Annotated in this window: 25 protein-coding genes and 1 tRNA gene; 14 read left to right on the top strand and 12 right to left on the bottom strand. The window is 37.6% G+C overall.

What is annotated here, in order from left to right; genetic code table 11:
- Nucleotides 1–100: 100 nt before the first annotated feature.
- From H4K35_RS08135 to H4K35_RS08115, 5 genes are all read left to right on the top strand, one after another.
- Nucleotides 101–958, top strand: a complete 858-nt coding sequence (locus tag H4K35_RS08135) for a hypothetical protein (protein ID WP_182626865.1) — start codon at nt 101–103, stop codon at nt 956–958.
- Between the two features lie 2 nt (nt 959–960).
- Complete coding sequence (locus H4K35_RS08130) at nt 961–1,659, top strand: hypothetical protein (RefSeq protein WP_182626863.1); 699 nt, start codon at nt 961–963, stop codon at nt 1,657–1,659.
- Between the two features lie 655 nt (nt 1,660–2,314).
- On the top strand, nt 2,315–2,767 hold the full coding sequence (locus H4K35_RS08125; protein ID WP_182626862.1) for a GatB/YqeY domain-containing protein: 453 nt from the start codon (nt 2,315–2,317) through the stop codon (nt 2,765–2,767).
- Nucleotides 2,768–2,779: 12 nt separating this feature from the next.
- A tRNA-Arg gene (locus tag H4K35_RS08120) sits at nt 2,780–2,853 on the top strand.
- A 105-nt stretch (nt 2,854–2,958) separates the two neighbouring features.
- Nucleotides 2,959–3,207, top strand: a complete 249-nt coding sequence (locus H4K35_RS08115; protein ID WP_182626861.1) for a hypothetical protein — start codon at nt 2,959–2,961, stop codon at nt 3,205–3,207.
- Here the strand turns inward: H4K35_RS08115 and H4K35_RS08110 are convergent.
- The 5 genes from H4K35_RS08110 to H4K35_RS08090 form a co-directional block, all read right to left on the bottom strand.
- The gene (locus H4K35_RS08110) at nt 3,191–5,824 is read right to left on the bottom strand and encodes a TonB-dependent receptor (protein ID WP_182626860.1); all 2,634 of its coding nucleotides are present in this window, start codon (nt 5,822–5,824) and stop codon (nt 3,191–3,193) included. The two genes, H4K35_RS08115 and H4K35_RS08110, sit on opposite strands and share 17 nt — an antisense overlap.
- Before the next feature lie 39 nt (nt 5,825–5,863).
- Entirely contained in the window at nt 5,864–6,673 is an 810-nt protein-coding gene (locus H4K35_RS08105) for a GLPGLI family protein (RefSeq protein WP_368668695.1), read from the bottom strand.
- Nucleotides 6,674–7,307: 634 nt separating this feature from the next.
- A complete protein-coding gene (locus H4K35_RS08100) occupies nt 7,308–7,643 on the bottom strand; it encodes a heavy-metal-associated domain-containing protein (RefSeq protein WP_182626859.1) in 336 nt (111 codons plus the stop codon).
- 20 nt (nt 7,644–7,663) lie between these two features.
- Nucleotides 7,664–9,907: a TonB-dependent siderophore receptor gene (locus tag H4K35_RS08095; protein ID WP_182626858.1), complete on the bottom strand. Its 2,244-nt coding sequence runs from the start codon at nt 9,905–9,907 to the stop codon at nt 7,664–7,666.
- A 75-nt stretch (nt 9,908–9,982) separates the two neighbouring features.
- Nucleotides 9,983–10,456, bottom strand: coding sequence for a hypothetical protein (locus H4K35_RS08090; protein WP_255492401.1), 474 nt, complete (start codon nt 10,454–10,456; stop codon nt 9,983–9,985).
- A 139-nt stretch (nt 10,457–10,595) separates the two neighbouring features.
- Here H4K35_RS08090 and H4K35_RS08085 point away from each other — a divergent pair, with 139 nt between their 5' ends.
- From H4K35_RS08085 to H4K35_RS08070, 4 genes are all read left to right on the top strand, one after another.
- Entirely contained in the window at nt 10,596–11,057 is a 462-nt protein-coding gene (locus H4K35_RS08085) for a GAF domain-containing protein (protein ID WP_182626857.1), read from the top strand.
- A gap of 139 nt (nt 11,058–11,196) precedes the next feature.
- Entirely contained in the window at nt 11,197–11,466 is a 270-nt protein-coding gene (rpsO, locus tag H4K35_RS08080; RefSeq protein ID WP_002987657.1) for a 30S ribosomal protein S15, read from the top strand.
- Between the two features lie 170 nt (nt 11,467–11,636).
- Nucleotides 11,637–13,817 (top strand): polyribonucleotide nucleotidyltransferase, encoded by a 2,181-nt coding sequence (locus H4K35_RS08075; RefSeq protein WP_182626856.1) that lies wholly within the window; start codon nt 11,637–11,639, stop codon nt 13,815–13,817.
- A gap of 166 nt (nt 13,818–13,983) precedes the next feature.
- Nucleotides 13,984–14,925, top strand: coding sequence for a ketopantoate reductase family protein (locus tag H4K35_RS08070; RefSeq protein ID WP_182626855.1), 942 nt, complete (start codon nt 13,984–13,986; stop codon nt 14,923–14,925).
- 203 nt (nt 14,926–15,128) lie between these two features.
- Here the strand turns inward: H4K35_RS08070 and H4K35_RS08065 are convergent, their stop codons facing one another.
- Nucleotides 15,129–15,422, bottom strand: a complete 294-nt coding sequence (locus H4K35_RS08065; RefSeq protein WP_182626854.1) for a hypothetical protein — start codon at nt 15,420–15,422, stop codon at nt 15,129–15,131.
- A gap of 408 nt (nt 15,423–15,830) precedes the next feature.
- Here H4K35_RS08065 and H4K35_RS08060 point away from each other — a divergent pair, with 408 nt between their 5' ends.
- Entirely contained in the window at nt 15,831–17,216 is a 1,386-nt protein-coding gene (locus H4K35_RS08060; protein ID WP_182626853.1) for an NAD(P)-binding domain-containing protein, read from the top strand.
- A gap of 184 nt (nt 17,217–17,400) precedes the next feature.
- Complete coding sequence (locus tag H4K35_RS08055) at nt 17,401–18,264, top strand: RNA polymerase sigma factor RpoD/SigA (protein ID WP_002987652.1); 864 nt, start codon at nt 17,401–17,403, stop codon at nt 18,262–18,264.
- A gap of 34 nt (nt 18,265–18,298) precedes the next feature.
- On the opposite strand, the gene lysS is transcribed toward H4K35_RS08055, so the two are convergent.
- Nucleotides 18,299–19,999, bottom strand: coding sequence for a lysine--tRNA ligase (gene lysS, locus H4K35_RS08050; protein WP_182626852.1), 1,701 nt, complete (start codon nt 19,997–19,999; stop codon nt 18,299–18,301).
- 198 nt (nt 20,000–20,197) lie between these two features.
- Here lysS and H4K35_RS08045 point away from each other — a divergent pair, with 198 nt between their 5' ends.
- The 3 genes from H4K35_RS08045 to rpe all read left to right on the top strand — a co-directional run bounded on the left by H4K35_RS08045 (nt 20,198) and on the right by rpe (nt 21,818).
- A complete protein-coding gene (locus H4K35_RS08045) occupies nt 20,198–20,362 on the top strand; it encodes a YqaE/Pmp3 family membrane protein (RefSeq protein ID WP_182626851.1) in 165 nt (54 codons plus the stop codon).
- Between the two features lie 10 nt (nt 20,363–20,372).
- Entirely contained in the window at nt 20,373–21,077 is a 705-nt protein-coding gene (gene lipB / locus H4K35_RS08040) for a lipoyl(octanoyl) transferase LipB (protein ID WP_182626850.1), read from the top strand.
- A gap of 72 nt (nt 21,078–21,149) precedes the next feature.
- Nucleotides 21,150–21,818 carry a ribulose-phosphate 3-epimerase gene (rpe, locus tag H4K35_RS08035; RefSeq protein WP_182626849.1) on the top strand — a complete coding sequence of 223 codons (669 nt, stop codon included), beginning with the start codon at nt 21,150–21,152 and terminating at the stop codon, nt 21,816–21,818.
- 42 nt (nt 21,819–21,860) lie between these two features.
- Here rpe and H4K35_RS08030 read toward each other — a convergent pair whose 3' ends face one another.
- From H4K35_RS08030 to H4K35_RS08010, 5 genes are all read right to left on the bottom strand, one after another.
- On the bottom strand, nt 21,861–22,397 hold the full coding sequence (locus H4K35_RS08030; protein WP_182626848.1) for an adenylate kinase: 537 nt from the start codon (nt 22,395–22,397) through the stop codon (nt 21,861–21,863).
- A gap of 84 nt (nt 22,398–22,481) precedes the next feature.
- The gene (gene groL / locus H4K35_RS08025; protein ID WP_182626847.1) at nt 22,482–24,110 is read right to left on the bottom strand and encodes a chaperonin GroEL; all 1,629 of its coding nucleotides are present in this window, start codon (nt 24,108–24,110) and stop codon (nt 22,482–22,484) included.
- A 38-nt stretch (nt 24,111–24,148) separates the two neighbouring features.
- On the bottom strand, nt 24,149–24,424 hold the full coding sequence (gene groES / locus H4K35_RS08020) for a co-chaperone GroES (protein ID WP_182626846.1): 276 nt from the start codon (nt 24,422–24,424) through the stop codon (nt 24,149–24,151).
- A gap of 150 nt (nt 24,425–24,574) precedes the next feature.
- Nucleotides 24,575–24,958 carry a preprotein translocase subunit SecG gene (gene secG / locus H4K35_RS08015; RefSeq protein ID WP_182626845.1) on the bottom strand — a complete coding sequence of 128 codons (384 nt, stop codon included), beginning with the start codon at nt 24,956–24,958 and terminating at the stop codon, nt 24,575–24,577.
- Between the two features lie 2 nt (nt 24,959–24,960).
- A complete protein-coding gene (locus H4K35_RS08010; protein WP_255492400.1) occupies nt 24,961–25,965 on the bottom strand; it encodes a tetratricopeptide repeat protein in 1,005 nt (334 codons plus the stop codon).
- Nucleotides 25,966–26,050 lie beyond the last annotated feature (85 nt).

Genomic DNA, 26,050 nt, shown 5'->3' with positions numbered 1-26,050 from the left:
TTTTCAAATAAACTAACAATCTCGCGTTTAAATTCTTCTGAATAAATACGATTTTTTTTGATTTGTTGAACGTTAACTTTCATAGGAAAATTGATTTTTTATGGTCAACCTATGTCAGGGACGTACACTACTTTTATTTTCCTGCGCTAAAGATGATAGTCCTTTGGATAAACGAAAAGTAGAGCCTGGTGTTTACAAGCAATCAACAGCTTTTTGTTATTTAGAAGATGAGCTTGGTAATTGTTATGATGGAGGCCCTCCTATTGTCTTACCTGAAATCTTAATTGGTGTTCCAGGAGCTGGTGGAGGAACGGGAATTGGCGATTTGTGGCTAGAGATGTATCCTTCCATGAGTACACTTCCTAATGATGTCGCTGGCGGCGGAGGAGGATCTCCAAATAATGGCAACTTACATAATGGAGTGGAGGTGGATCAAAATTCACCCCAATATTTAAATGTGCAAAAAATTTTAAATGACACATTAATTGTTGGTAAATTAAAGGAAATTTTCATTCAGGCGACTCATTCTGCATCTGCAGAGGAAGGCAGGAGAGAAGCGGGGGCTTATGTTTTTTACGATGAGATTAGCGATAAGTTATATCTCGGCAATATTAAATATGGTGAATACATAAAAGGAGGAGCAGGAACGAATGGGGCTGTAAGTCTTGGTAGTGGAAGTGTTCGGTCTCATTCCGATGAGACTAACGTTATTCCTTTGACCGCACTGCCAATTGCAGCCTTTCATACTCATACTCCTTTGACCTATTTGCCTAAGGCTGATTATAGGAAAGTGGGCTTTTCACCAGCAGATATTGCCTTTGCAAAACGAAACAATGTACCCCTGATTTTATTGGATTATGTTGGTACAGAGGGAAGGGATGGAAATTTTTATATATACGGTGGTCATTCCATAGATGATCCTTCAAATTTTATTATTTATTACCCAAATCAGCATTAATTATGAAAAAAATAGAACTATTGATTTTGTTCCTATTGGTATCAGTTGGTGGTTTTTCCCAGCCCAATAGTATTTACGTAAAGGCCAAATACCTAGCCGATGAGGTAATCAAGAAATTGGAGTTTACTCAACCGTATACGGTTACCGATCGTACACCGGTTACTTTTGTGGAAAAAACAGCAACAAGTGGTGTAAGCGAGAATGCGTATATTGATACACCTTGGTATGGAGCTACCGAAGGAAAAGAGTTTATTGTGGTGGAATATGCAGACCCTAACCAAGAAACAGAATGGGGGTATCTCTATCAAGTGTATTTCTGGAAGGACCACACCTTGCCATTCATGGTTAATCGAGGAGATGGTATGGGACTAAATCTAAAATACAACGGCACCTCACAACCGTATTACCGGGTTCATTATGCTACGGATATACAGATATTCAAATATCCATCCTTAGTAGAACCCAACCAAGAATTAACCCTTCAGTATTTAGAAAGTGAATGGGTAGATGCTAGTGATTGGGTAACTGTGACTTCTTATGAATTTAGACCCGACAAAAGTAGAGGAGTTGAATTGATCTCTAGAACGGAGGAACCCTTGAGAGGAAATATTTTAATCACGTACAAAATTAAAGTTATCGCAGATGACGCTTGGGTTATTATTGAAAAGACGCAGGATGGTTATGATCTCAATCCTCTATGATTATAATGAGATACTAGGTTTTTTTTTTTTCATTTTTAACGGCCAAAAAATGACCTCTTTCATTAGAGGTCACTTGTTTGGCTTACAATGTCAAGCTTCTTATTCCATAGCTACTTTCGAAGAGATATGCTGTTTACGCTTGTATAAGGAATAGAACATTGCCTTATTGGTGTCAATCCAGTGTTTTCACGAAATAGCTAATCAAAAGGGGGGGGGATTAGGTGTAGTATTTTTTCTTTTACTTTTGGTTTTTCTGTATGCTGTCGTTTATTTTTTTTGATCTAAGCATAGATGATGAACAGATCTAACCCTTATTTTGTGTACTATTCACAGTAATTTCCTGTTCAACGTTGAGTCCATTACAAATGAAACCCCAGTACACTGCCGATGAGGTAGTGAGGAAATTGGTGATTACTGCGCCTTATCGGTAGGCACCTTGGGTATACGCAACCAAGAACGGTATTTTATTGTAGTGGAATACCCCGACCCAAAAGGAAAAACCGAAAGAGAAGAAGCATGCTCTGTCATTTAATGAACGCATAGGAATTCTTATAGGTCACCAGAAGATAAAGGAGAGTATAAAAGTAAAAATATTGGAATTTGCCTTGTTTTCTCGGCTTTTTTATATCTTTGCAAAACCAAATAAAAAATAGATATGAGTTTACAAGCCAAAATTATGGATGCGATGAAAAGCGCCATGAAGTCAAAAGATAGTATCGCTTTGGAGGCCCTAAGAGCTATTAAAGCAGAATTGTTATTAGCGCAAACTCAATCAGGCTCTAAAGAGGAGATCAGCGAAGACGAGGAGATTAAGATCTTACAGAAATTAGTCAAACAACGCAAAGACAGCGCGGCCATTTTCTCAGAACAAGGAAGAGCAGATTTGGTTGAACCTGAGTTAGCACAAGTGGCTGTTATTGAACAATTCTTACCCGAACAATTGTCTAATGAAGAAGTAGAAGCGATTATTGCTAAAATTATCGCCGATGGAAATCATGCCGGAATGGCTGCCATGGGACAAGTAATGGGAATGGCTTCAAAAGAATTAGCAGGTAAAGCTGATGGAAAAACAATTTCAACAATAGTAAAAAACCTATTGACAAAATAAATTTTTTGGTTGGTCCGCGTAGTTCAATTGGATAGAATATCAGATTTCGGCTCTGAGGGTTGAGGGTTCGAGCCCTTCCGCGGACGCAAATAGCCGGTTTACAGTGTTTTAAGTGATTTATACAAAAAAAACAGAAAACACTGTAAACCCCCTATTGGTAAGGGATTTATGATTCCCTTTTAAAAAAAATCATGTCAGACAAAATCTCAAAAAACCCATATTGTTTACCAAATTATTTACCACAAAAATCTATTGGTAAACAATTGAACAAAATCTCGTTCAAAATCTTTATTAAAAAAGATTATACTCGTGCAGATGGAACCAATGCGCTCTATATTCAATTAATCTTAGATAGAGTGATTAAGCGAATTCCTCTTACTATTTTTGTACCGATAAAGGATTTTGATAAAGTCGAGCCATATACTAGAAACGAACTGTAGCCCCTATTAGGATACTTCTTCCTCTTATAGGGATTCGCAAGAGGCTGCTGTTTAGTCCTTGATAGCTTGTAAAGGAATATTCTTTATTGTTTACTAAATTTTGTGCAACTAGAGTGAATTCTGTTCGATTAAATGTGTACGAAGCACTCATATCAATAAAAAAGTTTTGATAACTTTTGCTATCGTCTATAACGTTATAGTTGTGCTCTCCGTTTATTTTAATCTGTAAATAAGGTATAGCAACTAGTGCTACACTAATCTGTTGCGTGATATTGTGAAGTTTAGCTGTTGTTCGGTATACATTGCTTTCCCAAAGTGTAGTATCGCTTGCTAGATACTGAATTGAGAGCCAATCAAACATTTTATTATACACTTCAAAGCCTAGTCCCCATTTATTGCTGTAGTTAGCAAACACAATTTCTTGTTGTCCAATATTGTTTTTTCCATAATCAAAGGAAGAATGTAAGGCAAATGTTGTTTTTAGGGCAGTTGCTAATTTCGAGATTCTCCCTTGTATAGAAAATTGACCTGACTTTACTTGTTTTTTCTTTCTAGAGGTAAGTGTATAGTCTGTACGGTAATCAACGACCTCTAAACTATTTGACCTTGAAGGTTGGTAGCTCACCGAACAAGTGAAAAACAAAGCATGCACTAAATTGTGATGTTCAAAATCGATACGATAATGCATCAGTTTATTTCGCGAGGGCAAATCAGTGTATAAATTAAAATTTCTATAGGTAGTTTTAATCATACCTTGGAAATATTGATCTAGTTGACTGAGTGATTCACTATAGTTTATTGTTGCATTTAATTTCCACATTTGATTGATGTTATACGTTAACATCAAAGAAGGAGTAAAGAGAAAATTCCCACTATTTCGATTTACCCACATGTTGCGTTGTGCTGCGGTATGTTGCTGGTAAATAAAGGGAAAAACAAGGCTCATACTACCTTTTTTATAGTAATAGGTGTAGTGGGCAGTAAATGCAGCAGTATACTGTTTTAATTGCGTATTCGCGTGAAAAAGGGATTGATACGGATGAATAGAATCAGGGATATGCTGTAAGTTTAGCTGCGTTTTTAATTCGTCATTATTGTAGTAAAAGGCTAGTTTTAATGTCAATGGGTTTGCATATAAGGGAACTATCTTAGCGATTTGTGCTTTGAAAAGAAGGTGATTGTTAACTATTTTTTGATTGTCAAAAGCCTGCTCGCTAGGATTCCTAGTAGACGCTAAGTAAATGTGTTCGGGTTGATTGATAAATTTTATAAAAGCATCTACAGTATAGTTGTGGTCTTTTTTGCCGAAAATATATGAAAATCGATGCTGTACTATTGCGCTAGTTTGACGGGTTTTGTTGTGAAATGCAGCGTCGTTTGAACGTAAATACTCTCGACTAGTATCCCAATTTACACTAGCTTTTATTTCATTTTTCACATAGGTTGATTCACTGTTTTTTTCATATGTCGTTGATGCGCCAATGCGAGTAGTCTTGATAGCTAAATGGCGTTCCTCTTTTAGAGATAGGAGTTGACCATCCATTAAATCGTAGTCAGAAACATAATAACTAGCTTGTTTTTGGTGATTGTTGGTTGCGTCAAGTTTAAACCGTATGCTAGCATCTTTTGACAGTTTTTTCAAGTGATTTAATGTAGCCAAATACGATTTGTTGAATGCATAGCGCTTTTCATCCATTGGTATCTGTTGAATAGTCGCCTTATTGAGATATAAAGGTGGAGGAGGTTCAAAAGAGAAAAGATCGTTATAATCGAGTTGTTCCCTAGTCTCTCTTTCGATAGCTATCCCTGTTTGATCTGTTTTAATTGTCGCTAAAGTTTGATTGTTCTTGTTAATGGCTGTGGCGAATGCTTTCGATTGAACTAAAAAGGGGGTTCCTCCGATAGCCGCTTGTAGTTCGCCAAAGGGTTTTTGCTTGTAATCCGCTTTAAATTTGATGTTGATTGCCGCTTTATCGCTGAATTCAATATCTTTTAACGCCTTTATATGTTGGTTGTTTTCAATAAGCTGTATCGATTGTACCGCGTCTATAGGTAAATTAGTTGTGGCGATAGTGTATTGATTTCCTAGTAAATCTAAGCCCTCCATATAAAAACGATTGATTGTTTTTCCTTGATAGCTAATTCCTCCGTTTGCATTAATTGTAAGACCAGGAAGTTTAGCAAGGACATCTTTTAAGTAGCGATCCTCTTTTGATTTAAAAGGAGTAATACTGTAGTTTATTGTATCGCCTACTTGTGTAATGGCTTGTGTTTTTATGACTATTTCATCCATTTCAATGGGCTTGGCTGTTAGTCTGATCTCTTTTAGGGCTAACAAATTAGGATACTGTACAGTTTGATTCTCAAAGCCTAAATAGGAAAAAATGAGATAAGCAGGTGTATCACCCAGTTCGATGTAGATTTCTCCTGTTTTAGAGGAAAGAAGATAGTCGATTAGGTCGCCTTCAGCAGTGTATAATTTACAAATTACCCCTTCTAACGCTTGTGTTGTTTCTCCATCTATCACGGTAATTTTCTTCGTACTCTCTTGACAATACGTCAGGGGGGGTACGGATAACAGGAGGAGGAAAGCAAAGAGATTGAATAGCTTCAGCATGAGTTTTTTTATAAGAGGATGTAAAACGCAGACAATAGGTTATTCTAATTCCATCGGGTTATACGGCCAGGATTTTGCCCCTGATGTTTGGTAGACCTTTCCCGGTTCGGAATAGACTTTACCTTGTAAAGCTGCTCCTGGATCTATATGAAAATTTTTATTTGCTTTTTGATAATCCGCTCGACTTACCTTGACGATAGCCGGATTGATAACGAGATAAACTTCTTCGTTTTTAGTTTCTATACCTGTAGCAGTAAAGCGGTAGTCTTTTTTAGCATCGCTGATTTCCAGAATCAAACCTGGTAATCCCGTAAATAGATGAGGACCATCGCTAATGGGAATATCTTCTGCAAACCAAGCCGTATACAATCGCCCTCTAAAAGTAGTCGTTGCCTTTTGACAGCTATGCCCTAGTATTTCCTTAGTATCTTTGACAATTTTCCAATTTATTTTGGGAATGGGCTCTTGGTATTGATAAGTGGTTAGAGCGACTAATTCTTGAACTAGTAGCGTCGAAGTAGAAAAATCTTTGAAAATCACGCCGTTGTACGCGTAGTTTCTGTTGATTTTTAGTGATTCTGCAAAAGTATGATGATCGGCTATTTTTCCTACGTTGGTATTATTGTAAGTAATGTACTGATCTTCGGTAACATCAACATATTTGCTTTTGGCGCCGAGAATTTGGAGAACCGTTTGTCCAGTTTTGACCTTTTTGCCTGTATTCGCTTCTATTGCATAATAAACCGTGAGCTTTGAAGATCCTACTATTTCTTTTTCTATTTTTTCGAATTTTGTTCCTCCCTGTGCGTGAATGACAAGGGCGAAAAGATTCATGACGATTATTGTGATTGTTTTTTTTATGATATTTAATTTTTAGTCCCTCCCGAAAGTAAATAAATATCATTATTTACAAAAATTATCCTTATTAATTTAACTAAAAATATTTGAAATATTTAATAAAAAGCAACATATGTTTGTATGTTGTATTTTATACTTCAATGACTTCTAAATGAGATTAAAACGGAAGTTAAGCCATCAAAACGACAAGATAACTCCGTTTATGAAGCAGTTAAGGTTGTTCGGTAGGGGGGATCAAGTACAATAAACAACTTGCATTTTGATAGGTAGGCAAAGAGGGTACAGTGTGCAAGATTAATTTTTTTAGAAGGAGAGAGAAGGATTATTGATCTATATAAGCTTAAATTTTATTAATTTTTGTAAAAAGTGATAAAAGTCATGTTTTATGCATGCATACCATCCTACATTTGTAGTGTAATAAAATACAGCTATAAAAAGATAATACCTTTCTTTTTATTCTAGGAGTAAGCAACGTTTGTCTTGACCAAGACAGTTTACTGTAGATAAAAGGAAGTGCTATGAAAAAGAAAAAGGATATTTTGTAGTTTGTGAGTTTGGCTACAGAATAGCATATTGTTGTTTGAAAAAAAAGCACTAATCGCTAGTTAGTGCTTTTTTTATGTTGTTATCTTTGGTATTTGCAACAACTGTGTAACCCGTTGTATGCTTCCTCTGAAGCCTTTATCTCTGCTGTATCATGTCCCGCTTTAGCAATTGCTTCTTGTACCTCTTTTCCTGTTGTCTTTTTCGGATTCAAGTAAACCGTTAATTGCTGATCTGCCACAGACCAATCAACGGAGCGAACACCTTTTACATCAAGGGCGGCTTTTTCGATTCGTTTTTTGCACATTTCACATTGTCCTTTTACGGCAATGATTTGTTTGGGTTGCTCTTTTTCTTGAGCAAAAAGCGCTACTGTTGCAAAAAGTGTTGCGCCAAGTGTAAACAATAATTTTTTCATTGTATAAGAGTTTGAGTTAATTAATCAAGTTTAAAACGCAATCCAGCATAGTACATAGCACCCGCAATTGGAGCATAGACCATGGAGGTATCAAAATCAGCATCAAAGGGATTTTGTGCATTGACAATCGGATTGCGTTGCTTGTAATTGCCAATGTTTTCACCCCCTAGATAGACCTCAAATTGAGGAGAAAATACTTTAGTCACTTGGAAGTTCATCAGCGAATAAGGGGTAGAAGTCTTTTTCATCTGATTAGCCGGTTCATATTGTGCTGTTGAGGTAATGCGTTGCTTACCTAACCAATTATACGTAAAATCGAACTTCCAATGGGCCCCATTGTCTTGCTCTTCCGTAGTGTATTCAACATTAGCAAATATGCGGTGTTTGGGCTGGTAGGCTTTTTCAAATTTTCCCGTTTTTTGATCTATGCTAATATCGTAGTATTTATAAGCGGTGCGCAAGTTTAGATTACGCGCCAGGTTGTAATTGGTCTCGAGCTGAAAACTGTTGGCGTATGATTTGCCATCTAAATTGTAAAACAACAATTGATGTGAATGGTAATCCGCATCCACCACAATTTGATTGTCAAAATCCGTGCGGTAGAAGTCCAACGTTATATCTCCTTTTCGACCGATAAAATGAAAGTTTTGAGTAAAGCTCAGCCCATAATTCCACGCAATTTCAGGATCTAAGTTGTATGTTTTTCCGTTGTTTCCCTCAATTTGAAACAAGCGATTTGTCGCAAAAAAGAGTTGATTCTCCGCAAAAACATTGGCAATGCGTTTTCCTCTTCCTGCGGAAGCGCGTAATACCCCATTGGTCCACGGATTGTAGCGCAAGTGCAAACGCGGCGTAGCAAATACACCCATGCGGTTGTGATAGTCCACGCGCATACCTGCAATAAGGCTGAAGTCTGTCGTGTTGTCGTACGTATACTCATAGAACGCACCTAACGCATTATCTGTTCGATTGAAATTGTCTGCAATCCCAGGAACAAAAACGTTTTCTGTGTATTGATCAAGCGTAAACGTTAGTCCTGTAGTAAATTTGTGTAAAGTATTGCTGATAATCGAATTGAAAACAAGGTTAGAATACAAGCTATTCTGTTTAATATCGTAGCGATTTAACCCAAAGTAAGAATCTTGTTTGTGGTAGTTGTACGCCACTTGTATACCTACACTTTGAAAAGGCAAATCAGCAAATACGTAGCCGAGTTTGGTCGATAAATCTAATTTTTCCGTATTGATTTCTGAGCCCCATACTGTGGTTGATCCCTTGTCTTTTTTCTTGTCAAAATTAACCTGCCCAGCTACTTTATTGTCTTTCATATAACGAGCGGTAATGAAATTTACCACCCCTTTTTCAGCGTTGATATACTGCCAACGATTCATCACGTTGATTTGTTCTCCTTTAGGCATGTCTAGAAAACCATCGTGATTTTTGTCGTGATCTCCACTTCTCAAATTGCCGTGAATAAACAAGGAGGAGCTCCATTTGTCGTTGATGTGATAATTTCCGTGAATGTTGGCTTCGAAACGCTCATCCGTAGAACCGTATAAGTTGACAAATAGCGGACGATCTGTCGCTGGTTTAATCAATTCGGTGTTTAATTGGCCCGAAATACTCTCATAACCGTTAATTACCGTACCCGCTCCTTTGGTTACTTGAATGCTCTCTACCCAAGTTCCTGGTGTAAAGGTCATCCCATATATTTGAGAAGCCCCGCGTACAGAAGGAATATTTTCCTCTGCAATTAAGATATACGGACTAGTTAGTCCCAACATTTTTATTTGTTTGGTTCCTGTAATAGCATCCGTATAGTTGACGTCAATGGACGGATTCGTTTCGAAGGCCTCGGATATATTACAACAAGCAGCTTTGAGTAATTCACCGCTGTTCATCGTATGCGTATTGGTCGTTCCTTTGATCGAACGACTCGTATTGCGCTGTTTGGTTTTGATTACCACCTCCTCTAGTGAATCTTCAGGCTGTAAGACGATGGTATAAGATTGATTAGCTTGTGTTTTGATGCGTTGCGTTTTATAGCCAATATAGGAAATGGTTAGCGCTTCCGAGTCTATAGAAGTCAGGGTAAATTTTCCCTGGGCGTCTGTTGTAACACCAATTGAGGCGTCGGCATAAAAAACAGAGGCTCCAATTACTGGAATTTGATTCTCATCTACAATTTGCCCTGTAATAGTTTGTTGTGCATATAGCGAAGTTCCCACAGTTAATACGGTGAGAGTAACTAAATTTTTTATCATTTTTTACGTGTGAATAGTAATACATAGTATAGGTTTGACCTGCAAAAAGAGGTCTAACAAAATGTAAAACAACAGTTAGGCGTAAAAAACGAGGCGACAATAGAGTTGATAGAGTGGAGGGGCGTTAGCCTCTAAGTAATAAGCTAGGGTCTCCTGTTTTTTAGCAGGAAGATATACCCATGGTGTAGTAAGTGTTGTCCAGCTGTAGTCTGGTAAGATAAAATCGAAATGTGGAGCGTAAACGTGTTGAATATTGTGGTCCGAAGGATTTGATTTGATCAAATCATTTTGACAACATTGCTTATCAGCAAATTTTTTGACTGCTTCTTCAATAGGCGTTTGAGTAGAACAACAGGATTTCTCTTCGCGTTGCGGTTCCGACTCTATAGTCGATTCCATCACACATCCCGATTCCAAATGCGTATGCGCATAGCGCAACGGACTATAATGGGCTTCGCCTTGACAATAATGCACGCTCATGGACCATCCTATATTCGAGAATAGGAAGATCAATAAAAACAGCATACTGACAAGACGTTTCTTAAGCATGAAACAAAAATAAGAAAAAAAGCATGATTTTGATTGTTTGGAAAGATTTTTGTGTAAAATATAGCGGTGAAAAAAGAAAAAATGCCTACGCCATATCGCGTACCTTTGTTCGATACATGATAGACTAAAGTTAAAGTAAATGCATACAACATATCAAACACTCTTAGATGAGGCAAGACAGATTATACATAGTGAGGATACTATAACTGCTAAATTACAACGTATTTGTGATCTCTTGGAAAAACGAGTGGCACACTATGATTGGGTTGGATTTTATTTTGCCGATGCTGAAAAACGCGTCTTGCATTTAGGTCCTTATACAGGCGAAGCAACCGATCATATTCTTATTCCTTTCGGGAAGGGAATATGTGGACAAGTAGCCGAGAGCAATCAAACTTTTTTGGTGGACGATGTCACCGCTCAAACCAATTATATTGCTTGTAGCCTTACAGTAAAAGCCGAAATAGTTGTGCCTTTATTTGTATCTGGGCAGAATATTGGACAGCTTGATATTGATTCACATACACTAAATGCCTTCACAAAAGAAGATCAAGAATTTTTGGAAGCGCTGAATGAATCAATCGCTTCCTTATATTTGTAATCAATTGCCAATGAAGGGAATATTATTTTTTTTAAAATAAATCATGAACTGTGATGTAGATTTAAAAAATAAAATTACCTTTGCAACTGAATTTTAGAACACTAGAATTCGTACATAAAAATCATTAAAGAATATTGGCATGTATTTAACAAAAGAAAAAAAAGCTGAGATCTTCCAACAACATGGAGGTGTAGCTGCAAACACAGGATCTGCAGAAGGACAAATCGCTTTGTTCACTTACAGAATCTCTCACTTAACTGAGCACTTAAAAAGAAATCGTAAAGATTACAACACGGAGCGTTCATTAGTTCTTTTAGTAGGTAAAAGAAGAAGACTTCTTGACTACTTAAAGAAAACTGAGATTAACAGATATCGTGAGATCATTAAAGTATTGGGTATTAGAAAATAATCAATATAGGAAAGAGGTGCCTGCGCGCCTCTTTTTGTTTTTTTGCCTTTAGCAGAGTTAGATCTGGTTTTTCATTGGGTTTCATATACTACACAACACACAACACAACACACACAACACATTTTACGTCTCTCTTCGGAGAGACAGAAACCCTAAAGTATTAAATTATTATGATTCCTAAGGTAACCAAAGAAATTATCGATTTAGGAGATGGACGTAGCATCTCAATCGAGACTGGGAAATTAGCGAAACAAGCAGATGGTTCTGTTGTTGTTCGTATGGGAGACTGTATGCTTTTGGCTACAGCTGTTTCTGCGAGAACGGCAAATCCTGGTGTGGACTTCCTTCCTTTAACTGTAGATTACAGAGAAAAATTCGCTGCTGCTGGACGTTTTCCAGGAGGCTTTTTTAAACGTGAAGCTCGTCCGAGCGACCAAGAAGTTTTGACAATGCGTCTAGTTGACCGTTGTTTACGCCCTTTGTTCCCTGATGACTACCACGCAGAAACGCAAGTGATGATTCAATTGATGTCTCACGACGAAAATGTAATGCCTGATGCATTAGCTGGTTTAGCTGCTTCTGCTGCTTTAGCTGTGTCAGATATTCCTTTCTACAACTCGATCTCTGAAGTTCGCGTGGGTCGTATTGATGGACAATTTATCATCAACCCTTCTAAAGAACAATTAGAGCAATCGGATATCGATATGATGATCGGTGCTTCGAAAGACTCTGTTTGTATGGTAGAAGGTGAAATGAGAGAAATCTCTGAACAAGAAATGATTGATGCAATTAAATTTGCTCATGATGCTATCAAAGTTCAAATTGAAGCACAAGAAAAAATGCGCGCAGCATTAGGACTTACTTACCGTGAGTACGAAGCTGAGCCAACTGATGCTGAAGTAGAAAAAATCGTGTACGACGCAGCTTACGCTAAATTGTACGATATTGCTTCACATGCAAGTGCTAAAAGTGAGCGTGGTGAGAAATTCGCTGAAGTATACGAAGAGGTTAAAGCTTTGTTCTCTGAAGAAGATTTAGAGGAAAAAGGGGAATTAATCAGCACTTACTTCAAGAAAACACAAAAAGAAGCTGTTCGAAACCTGATCTTGGATCAAAATATTCGTCTTGATGGTCGTAAAACTACAGAAATTCGCCCGATTTGGAGTGAAGTAGACTACTTGCCATCGGTTCATGGATCTTCTATCTTTACCCGTGGTGAAACCCAAGCGCTAGCAACGGTAACCCTAGGTACTTCTAGAGATGCTAATATTATTGATTTACCAAGTGAGCAAGGAGAAGAGCGTTTTTACTTACACTATAACTTCCCTCCATTCTCAACAGGTGAAGCCAAACCTTTACGCGGTACATCACGTAGAGAAGTAGGTCATGGTAACTTAGCGCAACGCGCGTTGAAAAACATGATTCCTGCTGATTGTCCTTATACTATTCGTCTTGTGTCTGAAGTATTAGAGTCGAACGGTTCGTCTTCTATGGCAACTGTTTGTGCTGGTACATTAGCCTTGATGGATGCAGGTATCCAAATCACTAAACCGGTTTCTGGAATCGCTATGGGATTAATCTCCGATTCAAAAACTGGTCGTTGGGCTGTCTTGTCTGATATTTTAGGTGATGAAGATCACTTAGGGGATATGGACTTTAAAGTTACAGGAACGAAAGACGGTATCACAGCTTGTCAAATGGATATCAAAATCGATGGACTAGCTTATGAAATCATGGAACAAGCGTTAAAACAAGCGCTTGATGGACGTCTTCATATCCTTGGATTATTAGAAGAAACGATCGCTGTTCCAAATGCTACAGTAAAACCAAAAGCTCCTAAAATTGTTACCGTTACAATCCCTAAAGATTTTATCGGTGCAGTTATCGGACCTGGAGGTAAAAATATTCAAGCACTTCAAGCAGAAACAGGTACTACAATCGTAATTAACGAGGAAGGTGACTTCGGTGTAATTGAAGTATTGGGTACTGATGCAGCAGGTATGGATAAGGCTATTGCTTCTATCAACAATACAATCTTCTCTCCAGTAGAAGGAGAAATATACAAAGTGAAAGTAGTGAAAATGCTTGATTTCGGTGCAGTTGTAGAATTTGTACCAGGAAAAGAGACCTTACTTCACGTATCTGAATTGGATTGGAAACGCATTGAAAATCCTTCAGATGTATTGAAAATGGGTGATGAATTTGAGGTGAAATACATGGGTATTGATCCAAAAACAAAAAAACCTAAAGTTTCGAAGAAAGCACTTTTACCTCGTCCTCCAAGAGAAAATAAACCAGAAGGTAACAAACCAGAAGGTACACAAGGAGCGAAAAAAGAAGAAAGAAAATAAGATAAAAAACACCTCAATTGAGGTGTTTTTTTTTGTTTTAAGGTTGACAGTTTGTCTGGGGGAGACTAGCACTCTGGTAGCGTATAAGGTGGTGCAATGTGTGAACTAAGAAAAAATGTTTTATTTTAGACAAATCTAAACTGTCAACCGTAAACTAATCATCATCATGGATAAAATAAATATAGGAATTATAGGGCTAGGAGGAGTAGGTGGATTCTATGGAGGCTTATTAGCCCATCACTTTGAAGCCGATTCCAGGATAAACATTCACTTTGTTGCTAGAGGAGTACATGGCGCTAAGATTAAAGATGCGGGCATTACCGTGCGATCAAAAGACACTGTTGTAGTTGGAAAACCGACACAAGTAGTGGAAAGCGTTGAGGCATTAGGTACAATGGATTATATCTTGCTTTGTACGAAAGAATACGATCTTGACGATGTCATTGTTGATTTAAAGAGAATCGTGTCTAAAAACACGGTTATATTGCCTTTATTGAATGGAGTAGAAGCCTTTGAGAAGCTTACTGAACATCTGCAAGCGGAAGTTTGGCAAGGATGTACCTATATGGTTTCTCGTTTAAAAGAAGCTGGGGTGATTGACAACCCAAGTGGAAGACAAAAGATTGTATTTGGTCGTACAGATAAAATCACCCAGCGTATGTTGGATTTAGATCAACTATTTAAAGCAGCGGGAATTACCTCTATTTGTACCCAAGAGATTGCTCGTGAGGTTTGGGAGAAGTACATCTTAGTGTCTTCTTCTGCTGTAGCTACCGCTTTTTACAACTGCTCGTTTGGGGTAGTCATGCGCGATCATCCGAAAGAGATTCATGCGCTTGTTACGGAAGCAGCTGAAATTGCCAGAGCTAAAGGTGTAAGTGTAGCCGCAGATGTCGTTGAGGTAATTATGCAACGCTTACAAGCAATTCCCTTTGATTCCACAACTTCCATGCACAGCGATTTTATCAGTAATAAAGTGAAAACTGAACTCGATGTAATGGCCGCTTATTTTATTCGTGAAGGCAGGCGATTACACGTTGACGTACCTACGTATCAAAACATGTATAGCGCATTAAAAGATAAGCAAGGAAAGTATACTGCAGAATAAATAAGAGGATGTCCTTTTGGGACACCCTCTTTTGTATGGTATAAAACTCGACTTTTCTCGTCGATTAAAAATGCTGCAATTGCCCAAGAGTAGTCATTATTCTTTAACGCATACCTAGGAATAGTCATATACCTATGTATAGCAAAAAAATACCTAAAATTAGATGGGATTCTATCTTGTTAGGCTTGTTAGACGATCCCCTTTTATGTGAAGAATACAAGGAGATACAACAAAGTCCCCAGTATTAGAACTACAGGGAGATATAGTTGGTTCCATGCTACTTTTTTCTTGAAGGCAAAGATCAACCACGCCAAGGGTAAACTAAAGAGAGCAGCAACAGAAGGAAGCCACAACATCTCATATATAGCACCTAAGACAGTAAAGGTGTAAATACCATTTTCTCCAACGCGTGATAGCAGCATAAAGCTTATAACCGATATAACGCTGCCAAATGAAAGCAACTGCAAAATCGTGGTGGTTTGTTTGGTTAGGTTCATATTATAGTTTTTGGTGAAGTAAAGATATACATTTTTTTAAATTGAGCAACAGCGTAGGTGAGCGATGATCTTTTACCAAATTACTACTTGATAATTAAGTAGTTAAAAAACACTAAGTTTGGTCATGTCTAAAAAAAGTCTTATATTTGCTATATCAGCTGTAAAGCGATTGTAAAAAATTGCTTTAAAATAGGCAGTATCGCAAAGGGCATCTCGCTCTTGCGTCTAGTAAGGACCTTTCTGGTTCTCCTATAATTAGGTTGTACGAAGTACCACCTATCAAATCACTCAACAAGAGTGTCTGTAAAGAATCTTTCTAGGGATTCTTTCTTTGATGAAATCGAAAATATCGTTTATTAATTAGCTCCATTTCGCAAGAAAGTTGGGGGCCTAAAATAGTAGTATATAATGACTAATTTTAAAGTAGGAATTATTGGCGCAGGACCAAGTGGGCTTGCTATGTTAAGAGCTTTTGAATCAGAACAGAAAAAGGGAAATCCAATTCCAGAGATTAAATGTTATGAAAAACAAGATAACTGGGGAGGTATGTGGAACTATACATGGCGTACAGGTGTAGGGAAATATGGAGAACCTTTACACGGAAGTATGTATAAGTACCTGTGGTCGAACGGACCCAAAGAATGTTTAGAGTTTGCTGATTATACCTTTATGGATCACTTTAAACAGCCGATTTCTTCTTATCCACCGAGAGAAGTACTGTTCGATTATATTGAAGGGCGTATCAAACAGAGTAATGCCCGAGACTATATTAAATTCAATACTGTAGCTCGTTGGGTGGATTACCTCGAGGATAAAAAACAGTTCCGCGTTATTTTTGACGACTTGGTAAAAAATGAAACCTTTGAAGAGTTTTTCGATTACCTCGTGTTGGGAACTGGACATTTCTCGACTCCGAATATGCCTTACTTCAAAGGAATTGACAATTTCCCTGGGACGGTCATGCACGCACACGACTTCCGCGGGGCAGATCAATTTATCGATAAAGATATTCTGTTGATTGGAAGTAGTTACTCTGCCGAGGATATTGGCGTGCAATGTTTCAAACACGGTAGTAAATCTGTTACAATTTCTTATCGCACCAACCCAATTGGTGTCAAATGGCCTAAAGGAGTAGAAGAGAAGGCAATTGTGACCCATTTTGAAGACAATGTAGCCTTCTTTAAAGACGGTACGTCTAAAGCATTTGATGCGGTTGTTTTGTGTACAGGATATCAACATAAATTCCCGTTCTTACCAGACAACTTGCGCTTGAAAACCAAAAACTGTTTGTATCCTGACAATTTGTATAAAGGGGTTGTCTTTAATGAAAACGAACGTCTGCTTTTCTTGGGAATGCAAGATCAATACTACACCTTTAATATGTTTGATGCCCAAGCTTGGTTCGCTAGAGATTATATGCTAGGGCGATTGCCTCTTCCTTCAAAAGAAGAACGCGATGCAGATATCAAAAAATGGCTGCAAAGAGAAGATCTAACTGAGTCTAGTAATGATCAAGTGGATTTCCAAACTGCTTATATCAAGGATTTAATCCAATTAACAGATTATCCAACCTTCAATATAGATGAAGTAGGTGAGATGTTTAAACGCTATTTAGATTCGAAAGAAATAGATATTCTAACCTATCGCGACCAAGTGTATACCTCTGTCATGACAGGAGTAACTGCAGAGGAACACCATACCGTTTGGATGAAAGAGTTAGACGATAGCTTAGAGCGTTACTTGGATGAGGTAGAAGTAGATGAAAAAGAACTGAGTAAAACGAACTATTACTAATTCAATAACGGATTGGTAAAAATATTTTTATTAAAAGCCTTGAAAACCTAGTTTTTAAGGCTTTTAATTTTTCAAACAGAACTACGGAAAAAATTATTTTTTCAAATATTGTAACTTTTTTAATGAAGTATACGTATAACTAATGTAGACCATAAGAACAAAGACAAATAAGGAGTAAAATAATATGAGACAACTTAAAATTACCAAGCAAGTTACGAATCGTGAAACTGCTTCACTCGATAAGTATTTGCAAGAGATTGGTAAAGTAGATTTGATTACTGCAGATGAAGAGGTAGAATTAGCACAGCGAATTAAGGCAGGTGATCAAAGAGCTTTAGAAAAATTGACTAAAGCGAACTTGAGATTCGTGGTTTCGGTAGCAAAACAGTACCAAAATCAAGGATTAACCCTTCCGGATTTGATTAATGAAGGAAACTTAGGGTTGATCAAAGCAGCACAGCGTTTTGATGAAACTCGAGGGTTTAAGTTTATTTCTTACGCGGTTTGGTGGATTAGACAATCTATTTTATCTGCTTTGGCGGAGCAATCGAGAATTGTACGTTTACCATTAAACAAAATTGGTTCGATTAACAAAATTAATAAGATGTACGCGTTATTAGAGCAGTCAAATGAGCGTCCACCTTCTGCAGAGGAAATTGCCGTTGAGTTGGATATGACTGTAAATGATGTAAAAGAGAGTATGAAAAACTCAGGTCGTCACTTGTCGATGGATGCTCCTTTAGTTGAAGGAGAAGATTCGAACTTATATGACGTATTGCGTTCAGGAGAATCACCAAATCCAGACCGTGAGTTAATTCACGAATCACTGCGTACAGAAATTGAAAGAGCATTGGAAACCTTAACACCTAGAGAGGCAGATGTAGTTCGTTTGTACTTCGGCTTAGGAGATCAACACCCAATGACCTTAGAAGAAATAGGAGAAACTTTTGACTTAACGAGAGAACGTGTTCGTCAGATTAAAGAAAAAGCAATCCGTCGTTTGAAACATACATCAAGAAGTAAAATACTAAAAACGTATTTAGGATAATAAAAAAAAGGGATGCAATTTGCATCCCTTTTTTTTAGTGTTGATATACAACGTATTTGATGTCATCTTCGGTAACTACTTTTGTTAAGTTGTGAGAAGATAATCCTTTCATGGCTTTATCCCATTTCTTACCACTTAAAGCGGCTTGTTCTTTTAATGAGCCAAGTTCCACTTTGTTTTCGTTCTTCGTTAGAATTTGGATGATGATTTTCTCTTCATCAGATAACTCAACGCTAGGAGCAGTTTTTTCTGGTCTCATTTGAGGGAAGAACAACACTTCTTGGATTGATGGGTTATTGGTTAAGAACATGATTAAACGGTCCATTCCGATTCCCAATCCTGAAGTTGGTGGCATTCCATACTCTAAAGCGCGTAAGAAGTCTTGATCGATGAACATAGCTTCGTCATCTCCGCGATCTGCTAACGCCATTTGTGCTTCAAAACGCTCTCTTTGGTCGATTGGGTCATTTAACTCTGAGTATGCATTGGCAATCTCTTTTCCACATACCATCAACTCAAAACGCTCCGTTAACTCCGGATTATCTCTATGTGCTTTGGTTAGTGGCGACATCTCCTTTGGATAATCTGTGATATAGGTAGGTTGGATATAATTTCCTTCACATTTTTCACCAAAGATTTCGTCGATTAATTTCCCTTTGCCCATTGTTTCGTCCACAGGAATTCCCATACCTAAGGCCGCTTGACGGATTTCATCTTCTGTTTTACCTGTAATGTCAAAACCAGTAAACTCTTTGATGGAGTCTGCCATAGTAATGCGTTTGTAAGGCGCTTTAAAGTCGATTTCATGTTCGCCAAAGGTTGCTTTAGTAGTTCCGTTTACCGCAATAGCACAGTACTCTAATAAGCGCTCTGTAAACTCCATCATCCAATTGTAGTCTTTATAAGCTACATAGATCTCCATTGCCGTGAATTCAGGATTATGTGTTCGATCCATTCCTTCGTTACGGAAGTTTTTTGAAAACTCATATACACCGTCAAAGCCACCTACGATTAAGCGTTTAAGGTATAACTCGTTGGCAATACGCAAGTACAATGGAATATCCAAAGCATTGTGGTGGGTAATGAACGGACGAGCCGATGCTCCACCGGGAATAGATTGTAATATAGGTGTTTCAACCTCCATGTAGCCTGCTTCGTTGAAAAACTGACGCATAGCGTTGAACAATTTTGTGCGTTTTACGAAAATGTCTTTGTGTTGTGGATTGACTACTAAATCTACATAACGCATTCTGTAACGCAATTCAGGATCTGTAAAAGCGTCAAAGGTATTTCCTTCTGTATCGGTTTTAGGTAATGGCAACGGACGTAGTGATTTACTCAATAGAGAAAGCCCTTGTACGCGTACCGTTTTTTCTCCTACTTGTGTTGTAAATAACTCTCCTTCTATTCCGATGATATCGCCTAAGTCGATTAGTTTTTTGTATACTTCGTTATATAGCTCTTTGTTCTCACCTGGACAAAGTTCATCTCTGTTGATATATAGTTGAATCTTTCCTTCACTGTCTTGAATTGTTGCGAAAGAAGCTTTTCCTTGAATACGCGAAGACATTAATCTCCCAGCCACAATTACCTTCTTACCTTCTTCAAAACCGTTCTTTATCTGCTTGGACGTATGATTTACTGGAAATAAGTTAGCAGGATAAGGATTCACACCAAGCTCTTGCAATTTAGCGAGCTTCTCTCTTCTGATGATTTCTTGTTCTGAAAGTTGCATAATAATTGTGAATTATGAATTAATTTATAAAGTGCAAATATAGGTAATCTTTAAAAATTAGGGGCATTTGTATCTTGCCAAATGTCAGTTAATTAGTTATTTGATGATTTCGCTTGTGTTCCAAAAGTGGCTTTAACTAAAATTATAGTCCTTATTCCTAAAAAAATGCCGAAATTTGTTGTTTATAAATCTGTGATTATGAGTGTTTGGAGAGTCATTCTATCAATAATTTTTCCCCCGATTGCCGTTTATGATAAAGGGTGTGGGTCGATACTAATTGTCTTGTTATTAACCCTTGCAGGTTGGATACCTGGGGTTATTGGTGCTTTAGTGATTCTCAATAATCCAAAATACAATAGATAAGTTTTACGAAATGAACAAAGAAATCACCCTTATTGATTTAGGTGAGAAAGATTATAAAGATACCTGGGAGTATCAAGAAGAGCTTTTTCAGTCTGTTTTAGACGTTAAAATAAAAAATAGAAGAGAAGACTTAAATGAAAAGACACCCAATTACTTTTTATTTGTCGAACATCCTCATGTGTATACTTTAGGTAAAAGTGGAGACATGGACAATCTTTTGCTCAATGAGGAGCAACTAAAAGAGAAAGGAGCTACGTTTTATAAAATAAATAGAGGAGGAGACATTACCTATCACGGTCCTGGACAAATTGTTGGTTATCCAATTTTAGACTTAGAAAACTTCTTTACAGATATCCACAAGTATTTGCGCTTGTTGGAAGAAACAATAATCTTAGTGTTGAAAGAGTACGGGATTGAATCGGAACGAAGTGAGGGGGAAACAGGTGTATGGCTTGGCGTGGGCACTCCTTTTGCAAGGAAGATTTGTGCCATGGGGGTACGTTCTTCCCGTTGGGTGACCATGCATGGTTTTGCCTTGAATGTCAATTCAGACCTTGGATATTTTGACAATATTATTCCGTGTGGAATTCGCGGTAAAGGAGTAACCTCTTTGCATGTTGAACTTGGAGTAGATCGCGTAGATGAAGATGAAGTACGCGAAAAGATCATCAAGTACTTTAGCGAACTTTTTGAAGCGACAATAAAAGCACAATAAAACAAGTTATGAAATCTCAGGTGGACATTCCTCTTGAGATTTTTTTTATCTTTGTACAAACAACACAAGAGTATGAAAAATATAAAAATTGCGCCATCAGTTTTGGCAGCGGATTTTGCCAATCTACAACGCGACATCGAAATGATGAATGACAGTCAAGCAGAGTGGTTCCACATTGATATTATGGACGGTGTTTTTGTGCCGAATATTTCGTTTGGAATGCCTGTTTTAGAAGCGATTAACAAGCATAGAAGCGCGAATAAGGTGTTGGATGTGCATTTGATGATTGTCGATCCTGATCGTTATATCAAAACGTTTAAGGAGCTAGGAGCGGATATTTTGACAGTACACTATGAAGCCTGTACGCATTTACACCGTACGATTCAAGCGATTAAAGCGGAAGGCATGCAAGCAGGAGTAGCCTTAAATCCACATACCCCTGTTTCGGTTTTAGAAGATATTATCCAAGATTTGGATTTGGTCTTGATTATGAGTGTGAATCCTGGGTTTGGAGGACAAAGCTTTATTGAGAACACCTATGACAAAGTACGTAGGCTGAAAGCAATGATTGAGGCTAAAGGAGCAAAAACAATCATTGAAATCGATGGAGGAGTCAATGACAAAAACGCAAAAGCCTTGGTTGATGCAGGTGCAGAAGCCTTAGTAGCAGGAAACTTTGTGTTTAAATCTGCAGATCCAAAAGCTACCATTGCTCAATTGAAAGAGATTACATCAAAATAATATAAAAAAGCATTTTACGTTCAGTAAAATGCTTTTTTTCTTTTACGAAGAAATTAATGCCGAATCAAATACTGTCAAATCGAGGTTGTATCGTTCTTCAATGAGAATGTAGGGGTAGTTGTGACGTTGACACAAGGCTAAGTTTCGTTGATTGTCTTGCAAGAGCATGTCTTGTGTACACCAGGAATCATCGATTCGTTTTTCAATTACATTTGCGTATTCTTTAATAGTCTTGAAATGTTGTTGGATATAAGATTCAGACAAGATCAAGCAATAAAAGCGAATGTGATTGCGGTAGGAATCTTCAAAATCATCAGCCCAAGAAAAAGGAATATAACAACCCTCTACAATCAAGTTTTGTTGATTTTCAATGGCAGTCTTAATTAGCTCGCGTACAATCGGCCAAAGGTATTCTTCTAGTGCCTCATCGTCTTCAGGAGTTAAATCCGTTTGTTTACTGCGAATGAGCCCCATTTTTAATAGGTCAATAGAGAGGTAAGGGAACTGATAGCGCTCCATTAATTGTTGCGCGAGGTTTGTTTTCCCTGTGTGAGAGGCTCCAGTGAGTAGAAGAATCATGATATGTTTTTTAGATACGTAAAGATAAAAAAAAGTGGCTTGAACGAAATGCTCAAGCCACCCAACTATAGAAGTATAAAATTATTACATCATACCTGGCATTCCACCGCCCATTGGCATTCCACCACCGTTTTCGTCTTTAATATCTACTAAAGCACATTCAGTGATCAGAATCATACCTGCAACCGAAGCTGCGTTTTCTAAAGCAACACGTGTTACTTTTTTCGGATCGATTACACCTGCTTGTAGCATATCGATGTATTCGTTTGTTTTTGCGTTGTATCCGAAGTTGTTGTCTCCTTCTAATACTTTTGCTACAACTACAGAACCTTCTAAGCCAGCGTTTTCAACAATTGTTCTCAATGGAGCTTCAATTGCTTTAGCGATGATTTGGATTCCTGTTTCTTCGTCAGCATTTACTGCACTGATTGACGATAAATTTGCTTTTGCGCGTAGTAATGCAACTCCTCCACCAGCAACAATTCCTTCTTCGATTGCCGCTCTAGTAGCGTGTAGTGCATCGTCCACTCTGTCTTTTTTCTCTTTCATTTCTACTTCCGTAGCCGCACCAACATAAAGAACAGCAACACCACCTGCTAATTTAGCTAAGCGCTCTTGTAATTTTTCTTTATCGTAGTCAGATGTTGTTGTTTCCATCTGTGCTTTGATTTGGTTCACTCTGTTTTGAATCATATCTGAAGCACCACTTCCGCTTACGATCGTTGTATTGTCTTTGTCTATGCTCACGCGTTTACACGTACCTAGCATTTCCAATGTTGTGTTTTCTAACGTATATCCTTGCTCTTCAGAGATTACAACACCACCAGTTAAGATGGCGATGTCTTCTAACATTGCTTTTCTTCGGTCTCCGAATCCTGGTGCTTTTACAGCAGCAATTTTTAAAGCGCCTCTTAATTTATTTACTACTAAAGTAGATAATGCTTCTCCATCTACGTCTTCAGCAATGATTAATAAAGGTTTTCCTGATTGTGCAACAGGTTCTAATACCGGAAGTAATTCTTTAAGAGAAGATACTTTTTTGTCGTATAATAAAATGTAAGGAGAATCTAGTTCTACTTCCATTTTTTCTGAATTAGTCACGAAATAAGGAGATAGATAACCTCTGTCAAACTGCATTCCTTCCACTACGTCAACGAATGTTTCAGTTCCTTTTGCTTCTTCAACAGTGATGACTCCTTCTTTACCAACTTTTTCAAAAGCTTGTGCAATTAATTCACCAATAAATTCGTCGTTATTAGCGGAAATAGAAGCGATTTGTTGGATTTTATCCATTGATCCGCCTACTTCTTGTGCTTGGTCTTTTAGGTGATTTACGATTACTTCAACTGCTTTGTCCATACCGCGTTTTAGATCCATTGGATTTGCTCCAGCAGCTACGTTTTTCAATCCTTCTTTTACGATTGCTTGTGCTAATACAGTAGCAGTTGTAGTTCCGTCTCCGGCTAAGTCATTAGTTTTAGAAGCTACTTCTTTTACCATTTGAGCACCCATATTTTCAAGTGCATCCTCTAACTCAACTTCTTTTGCTACAGACACTCCATCTTTGGTTACAGTAGGAGCTCCGAATGATTTTCCAATGATTACATTGCGTCCTTTTGGTCCTAAAGTTACTTTAACTGCATTTGCTAAAGCGTCAACACCGCGTTTTAAACCTTCGCGTGCTTCAATGTCGAATTTAATATCTTTTGCCATGATCTAGTCTTGTTTTATTTTGTTATTGATTCAATTTATTAAACAATCGCTAAAATGTCGTCTTCACGCATGATTAGGTAATCCTTACCTTCCAATTTTAGCTCTGTTCCTGCATATTTACCATATAGTACAGTATCGCCTACTTGTACTGTCATGGTATGGTCTTTCGTACCATTTCCTACAGCGACTACTGTTCCTTTTTGTGGTTTTTCTTTCGCCGTATCAGGAATAAAAATACCAGAAGCAGTTTTTGTTTCTGCTGGTTGAGGTTCAATAAGAACTCGATCTGCAAGTGGTTTAATGTTTAATGCCATAGTTTAATAGTTTATAAAATTGAATTATTTATATTAGTTCTAAACGCTATAAAATAGTCATAAAGTGTGCCAAAGCTTGTATTGACAGCTATTGACAAAAAAAAATGCCAACTTGACAGTTGGCATTTTATATTCAAAGGGTTTGAATTTTTATTCTTGTGTAGTTTCAGGTGTTGAAGTCTCGCTTGTAGCTGGAGCTTCCGTTCCTGTTGCTGGTGTTTGTTCTTCTTGAGGCGCAGGAACAAGCTGTTGCTGTACTGGCATTTCTGCATTAGGATCTAAAATTTTAGAATCGCCAATTGCACCACCACTAAAGCTAATGCTCGACATTAAGATTAGGATAATTAACACCGCTCCTAAAGTCCAAGTACTCTTATCTAAGAAGTCATTCGTGTTTTTTACACCTCCTGCTACAGTAGATCCTCCGAAAGATGAGTCTAAACCTCCACCTTTAGGATTCTGTACCATAATAACCACAATTAATAAAAAACATACGATAGCAATCAATACTAAAAATACTGTAAATGTGTTCATGCTTATAAACTATTATGTTGTTGTAACGCTTTTATATCTAATATTTGGTTTGCAAAGAAACTACTTTTTTCTGGATATTTCAAAATTAAAATCTCATAAGCTTGTATTGCTTTTTGATATTTTTTTTGCTCCAAATAAATTTTGGCCAAAGTTTCCGTCATTAAACTTGTGTTCTCTTGTAGAGATAATTCAATATTTATGGGGCTTGCCGTCGCTTTTTTTGTTGGGATAATTTTAGGATTTGTTTCGATGAATTTATCAATCATGGCCTGTTTTTTCTCTAAACTTTCCTGAAATTTTTTTTCGTCTTTTGTAATTATCTCCAATTTTTCCGGTTCTTCTTGTGGTGAATCGTCACTTTCTGTGCTCGAATCTCTAAGAATTGGCTGTTGTTTGGATAATTGTAACCACTCTTGGAAGGAGTATTTTTCCTCTGCTTCAAAAGCTAAAGGTTTGCCAATTTCTAGCTTATTTTCGAGAACTTCAACTGGCGATTCTGTTCGGATTTCTTCCGGTGATTGCTCGTCGTTTTCTCGCTGTTTTTGTTGATCAAGAGTCAGCACAGTCGATTCGTCTGTTGTGGCAACTGAAACATTTGTTGGTTCAACAGTTGGTTCTGCTATACTTTCTTGCTGCTTAGGATTATCTTCAACTGATCTTCTGTCTTCTTTTGTAATAGCATAGGCTACCTTGGAAATACTTTCTAACAAGGCACTGATGTTTTGCTCGGGCTCTCTGTCCTTATTCTCTTTGGCGTCCTGTTTGTCTGTTGGGAGTGGGATGGTAGCCTCCGGTTGCTGTTCCTCTTCTTTTGGTAGTTCCAAAGGGCGGTATACTGTAAAATCATCTGACACAATGAAATTAAACAGAATGTCACGATCGAGCGTATAAGCCGCTGTCTTCTTTAGTTCCTGATTGTAAGAGGTGCTTTCGTTTGAATATAACGCTTTGAGGTATAAGCTCCTGATCGCTTGTACATACGGGTACTGCTCAAGTAGTTGTTTCAACTCTTGAATATCTGATCGTTTGATTTGAGTAGGATCAGCTAAGTAGGTATGCAATGTGTTTATATTCAATGTTTTATTCTTTTAT

This window comes from Myroides sp. NP-2 (assembly GCF_014145665.1).
GTDB lineage: Bacteria > Bacteroidota > Bacteroidia > Flavobacteriales > Flavobacteriaceae > Flavobacterium.
The sequence above is the reverse complement of the archived record's forward strand: the minus strand, read 5'-3'. Positions and strand labels throughout refer to the sequence as shown.

What these genes read in the sequence shown, in the direction of transcription:
- H4K35_RS08060 (WP_182626853.1), top strand. Translation starts at nt 15,831, where the DNA reads ATGACTAATTTTAAAGTAGGAATTATTGGCGCAGGACCAAGTGGGCTT.
- H4K35_RS08085 (WP_182626857.1), top strand. Translation starts at nt 10,596, where the DNA reads ATGCATACAACATATCAAACACTCTTAGATGAGGCAAGACAGATTATA.
- H4K35_RS08070 (WP_182626855.1), top strand. Translation starts at nt 13,984, where the DNA reads ATGGATAAAATAAATATAGGAATTATAGGGCTAGGAGGAGTAGGTGGA.
- secG (WP_182626845.1), bottom strand. Translation starts at nt 24,958, where the DNA reads ATGAACACATTTACAGTATTTTTAGTATTGATTGCTATCGTATGTTTT.
- H4K35_RS08095 (WP_182626858.1), bottom strand. Translation starts at nt 9,907, where the DNA reads ATGATAAAAAATTTAGTTACTCTCACCGTATTAACTGTGGGAACTTCG.
- H4K35_RS08100 (WP_182626859.1), bottom strand. Translation starts at nt 7,643, where the DNA reads ATGAAAAAATTATTGTTTACACTTGGCGCAACACTTTTTGCAACAGTA.
- lysS (WP_182626852.1), bottom strand. Translation starts at nt 19,999, where the DNA reads ATGCAACTTTCAGAACAAGAAATCATCAGAAGAGAGAAGCTCGCTAAA.
- H4K35_RS08090 (WP_255492401.1), bottom strand. Translation starts at nt 10,456, where the DNA reads ATGCTTAAGAAACGTCTTGTCAGTATGCTGTTTTTATTGATCTTCCTA.
- H4K35_RS08030 (WP_182626848.1), bottom strand. Translation starts at nt 22,397, where the DNA reads ATGATTCTTCTACTCACTGGAGCCTCTCACACAGGGAAAACAAACCTC.
- rpe (WP_182626849.1), top strand. Translation starts at nt 21,150, where the DNA reads ATGAAAAATATAAAAATTGCGCCATCAGTTTTGGCAGCGGATTTTGCC.
- H4K35_RS08055 (WP_002987652.1), top strand. Translation starts at nt 17,401, where the DNA reads ATGAGACAACTTAAAATTACCAAGCAAGTTACGAATCGTGAAACTGCT.
- lipB (WP_182626850.1), top strand. Translation starts at nt 20,373, where the DNA reads ATGAACAAAGAAATCACCCTTATTGATTTAGGTGAGAAAGATTATAAA.
- H4K35_RS08065 (WP_182626854.1), bottom strand. Translation starts at nt 15,422, where the DNA reads ATGAACCTAACCAAACAAACCACCACGATTTTGCAGTTGCTTTCATTT.
- rpsO (WP_002987657.1), top strand. Translation starts at nt 11,197, where the DNA reads ATGTATTTAACAAAAGAAAAAAAAGCTGAGATCTTCCAACAACATGGA.
- H4K35_RS08045 (WP_182626851.1), top strand. Translation starts at nt 20,198, where the DNA reads ATGAGTGTTTGGAGAGTCATTCTATCAATAATTTTTCCCCCGATTGCC.
- H4K35_RS08075 (WP_182626856.1), top strand. Translation starts at nt 11,637, where the DNA reads ATGATTCCTAAGGTAACCAAAGAAATTATCGATTTAGGAGATGGACGT.
- H4K35_RS08115 (WP_182626861.1), top strand. Translation starts at nt 2,959, where the DNA reads ATGTCAGACAAAATCTCAAAAAACCCATATTGTTTACCAAATTATTTA.
- groL (WP_182626847.1), bottom strand. Translation starts at nt 24,110, where the DNA reads ATGGCAAAAGATATTAAATTCGACATTGAAGCACGCGAAGGTTTAAAA.
- H4K35_RS08125 (WP_182626862.1), top strand. Translation starts at nt 2,315, where the DNA reads ATGAGTTTACAAGCCAAAATTATGGATGCGATGAAAAGCGCCATGAAG.
- groES (WP_182626846.1), bottom strand. Translation starts at nt 24,424, where the DNA reads ATGGCATTAAACATTAAACCACTTGCAGATCGAGTTCTTATTGAACCT.
- H4K35_RS08110 (WP_182626860.1), bottom strand. Translation starts at nt 5,824, where the DNA reads ATGCTGAAGCTATTCAATCTCTTTGCTTTCCTCCTCCTGTTATCCGTA.
- H4K35_RS08135 (WP_182626865.1), top strand. Translation starts at nt 101, where the DNA reads ATGGTCAACCTATGTCAGGGACGTACACTACTTTTATTTTCCTGCGCT.
- H4K35_RS08130 (WP_182626863.1), top strand. Translation starts at nt 961, where the DNA reads ATGAAAAAAATAGAACTATTGATTTTGTTCCTATTGGTATCAGTTGGT.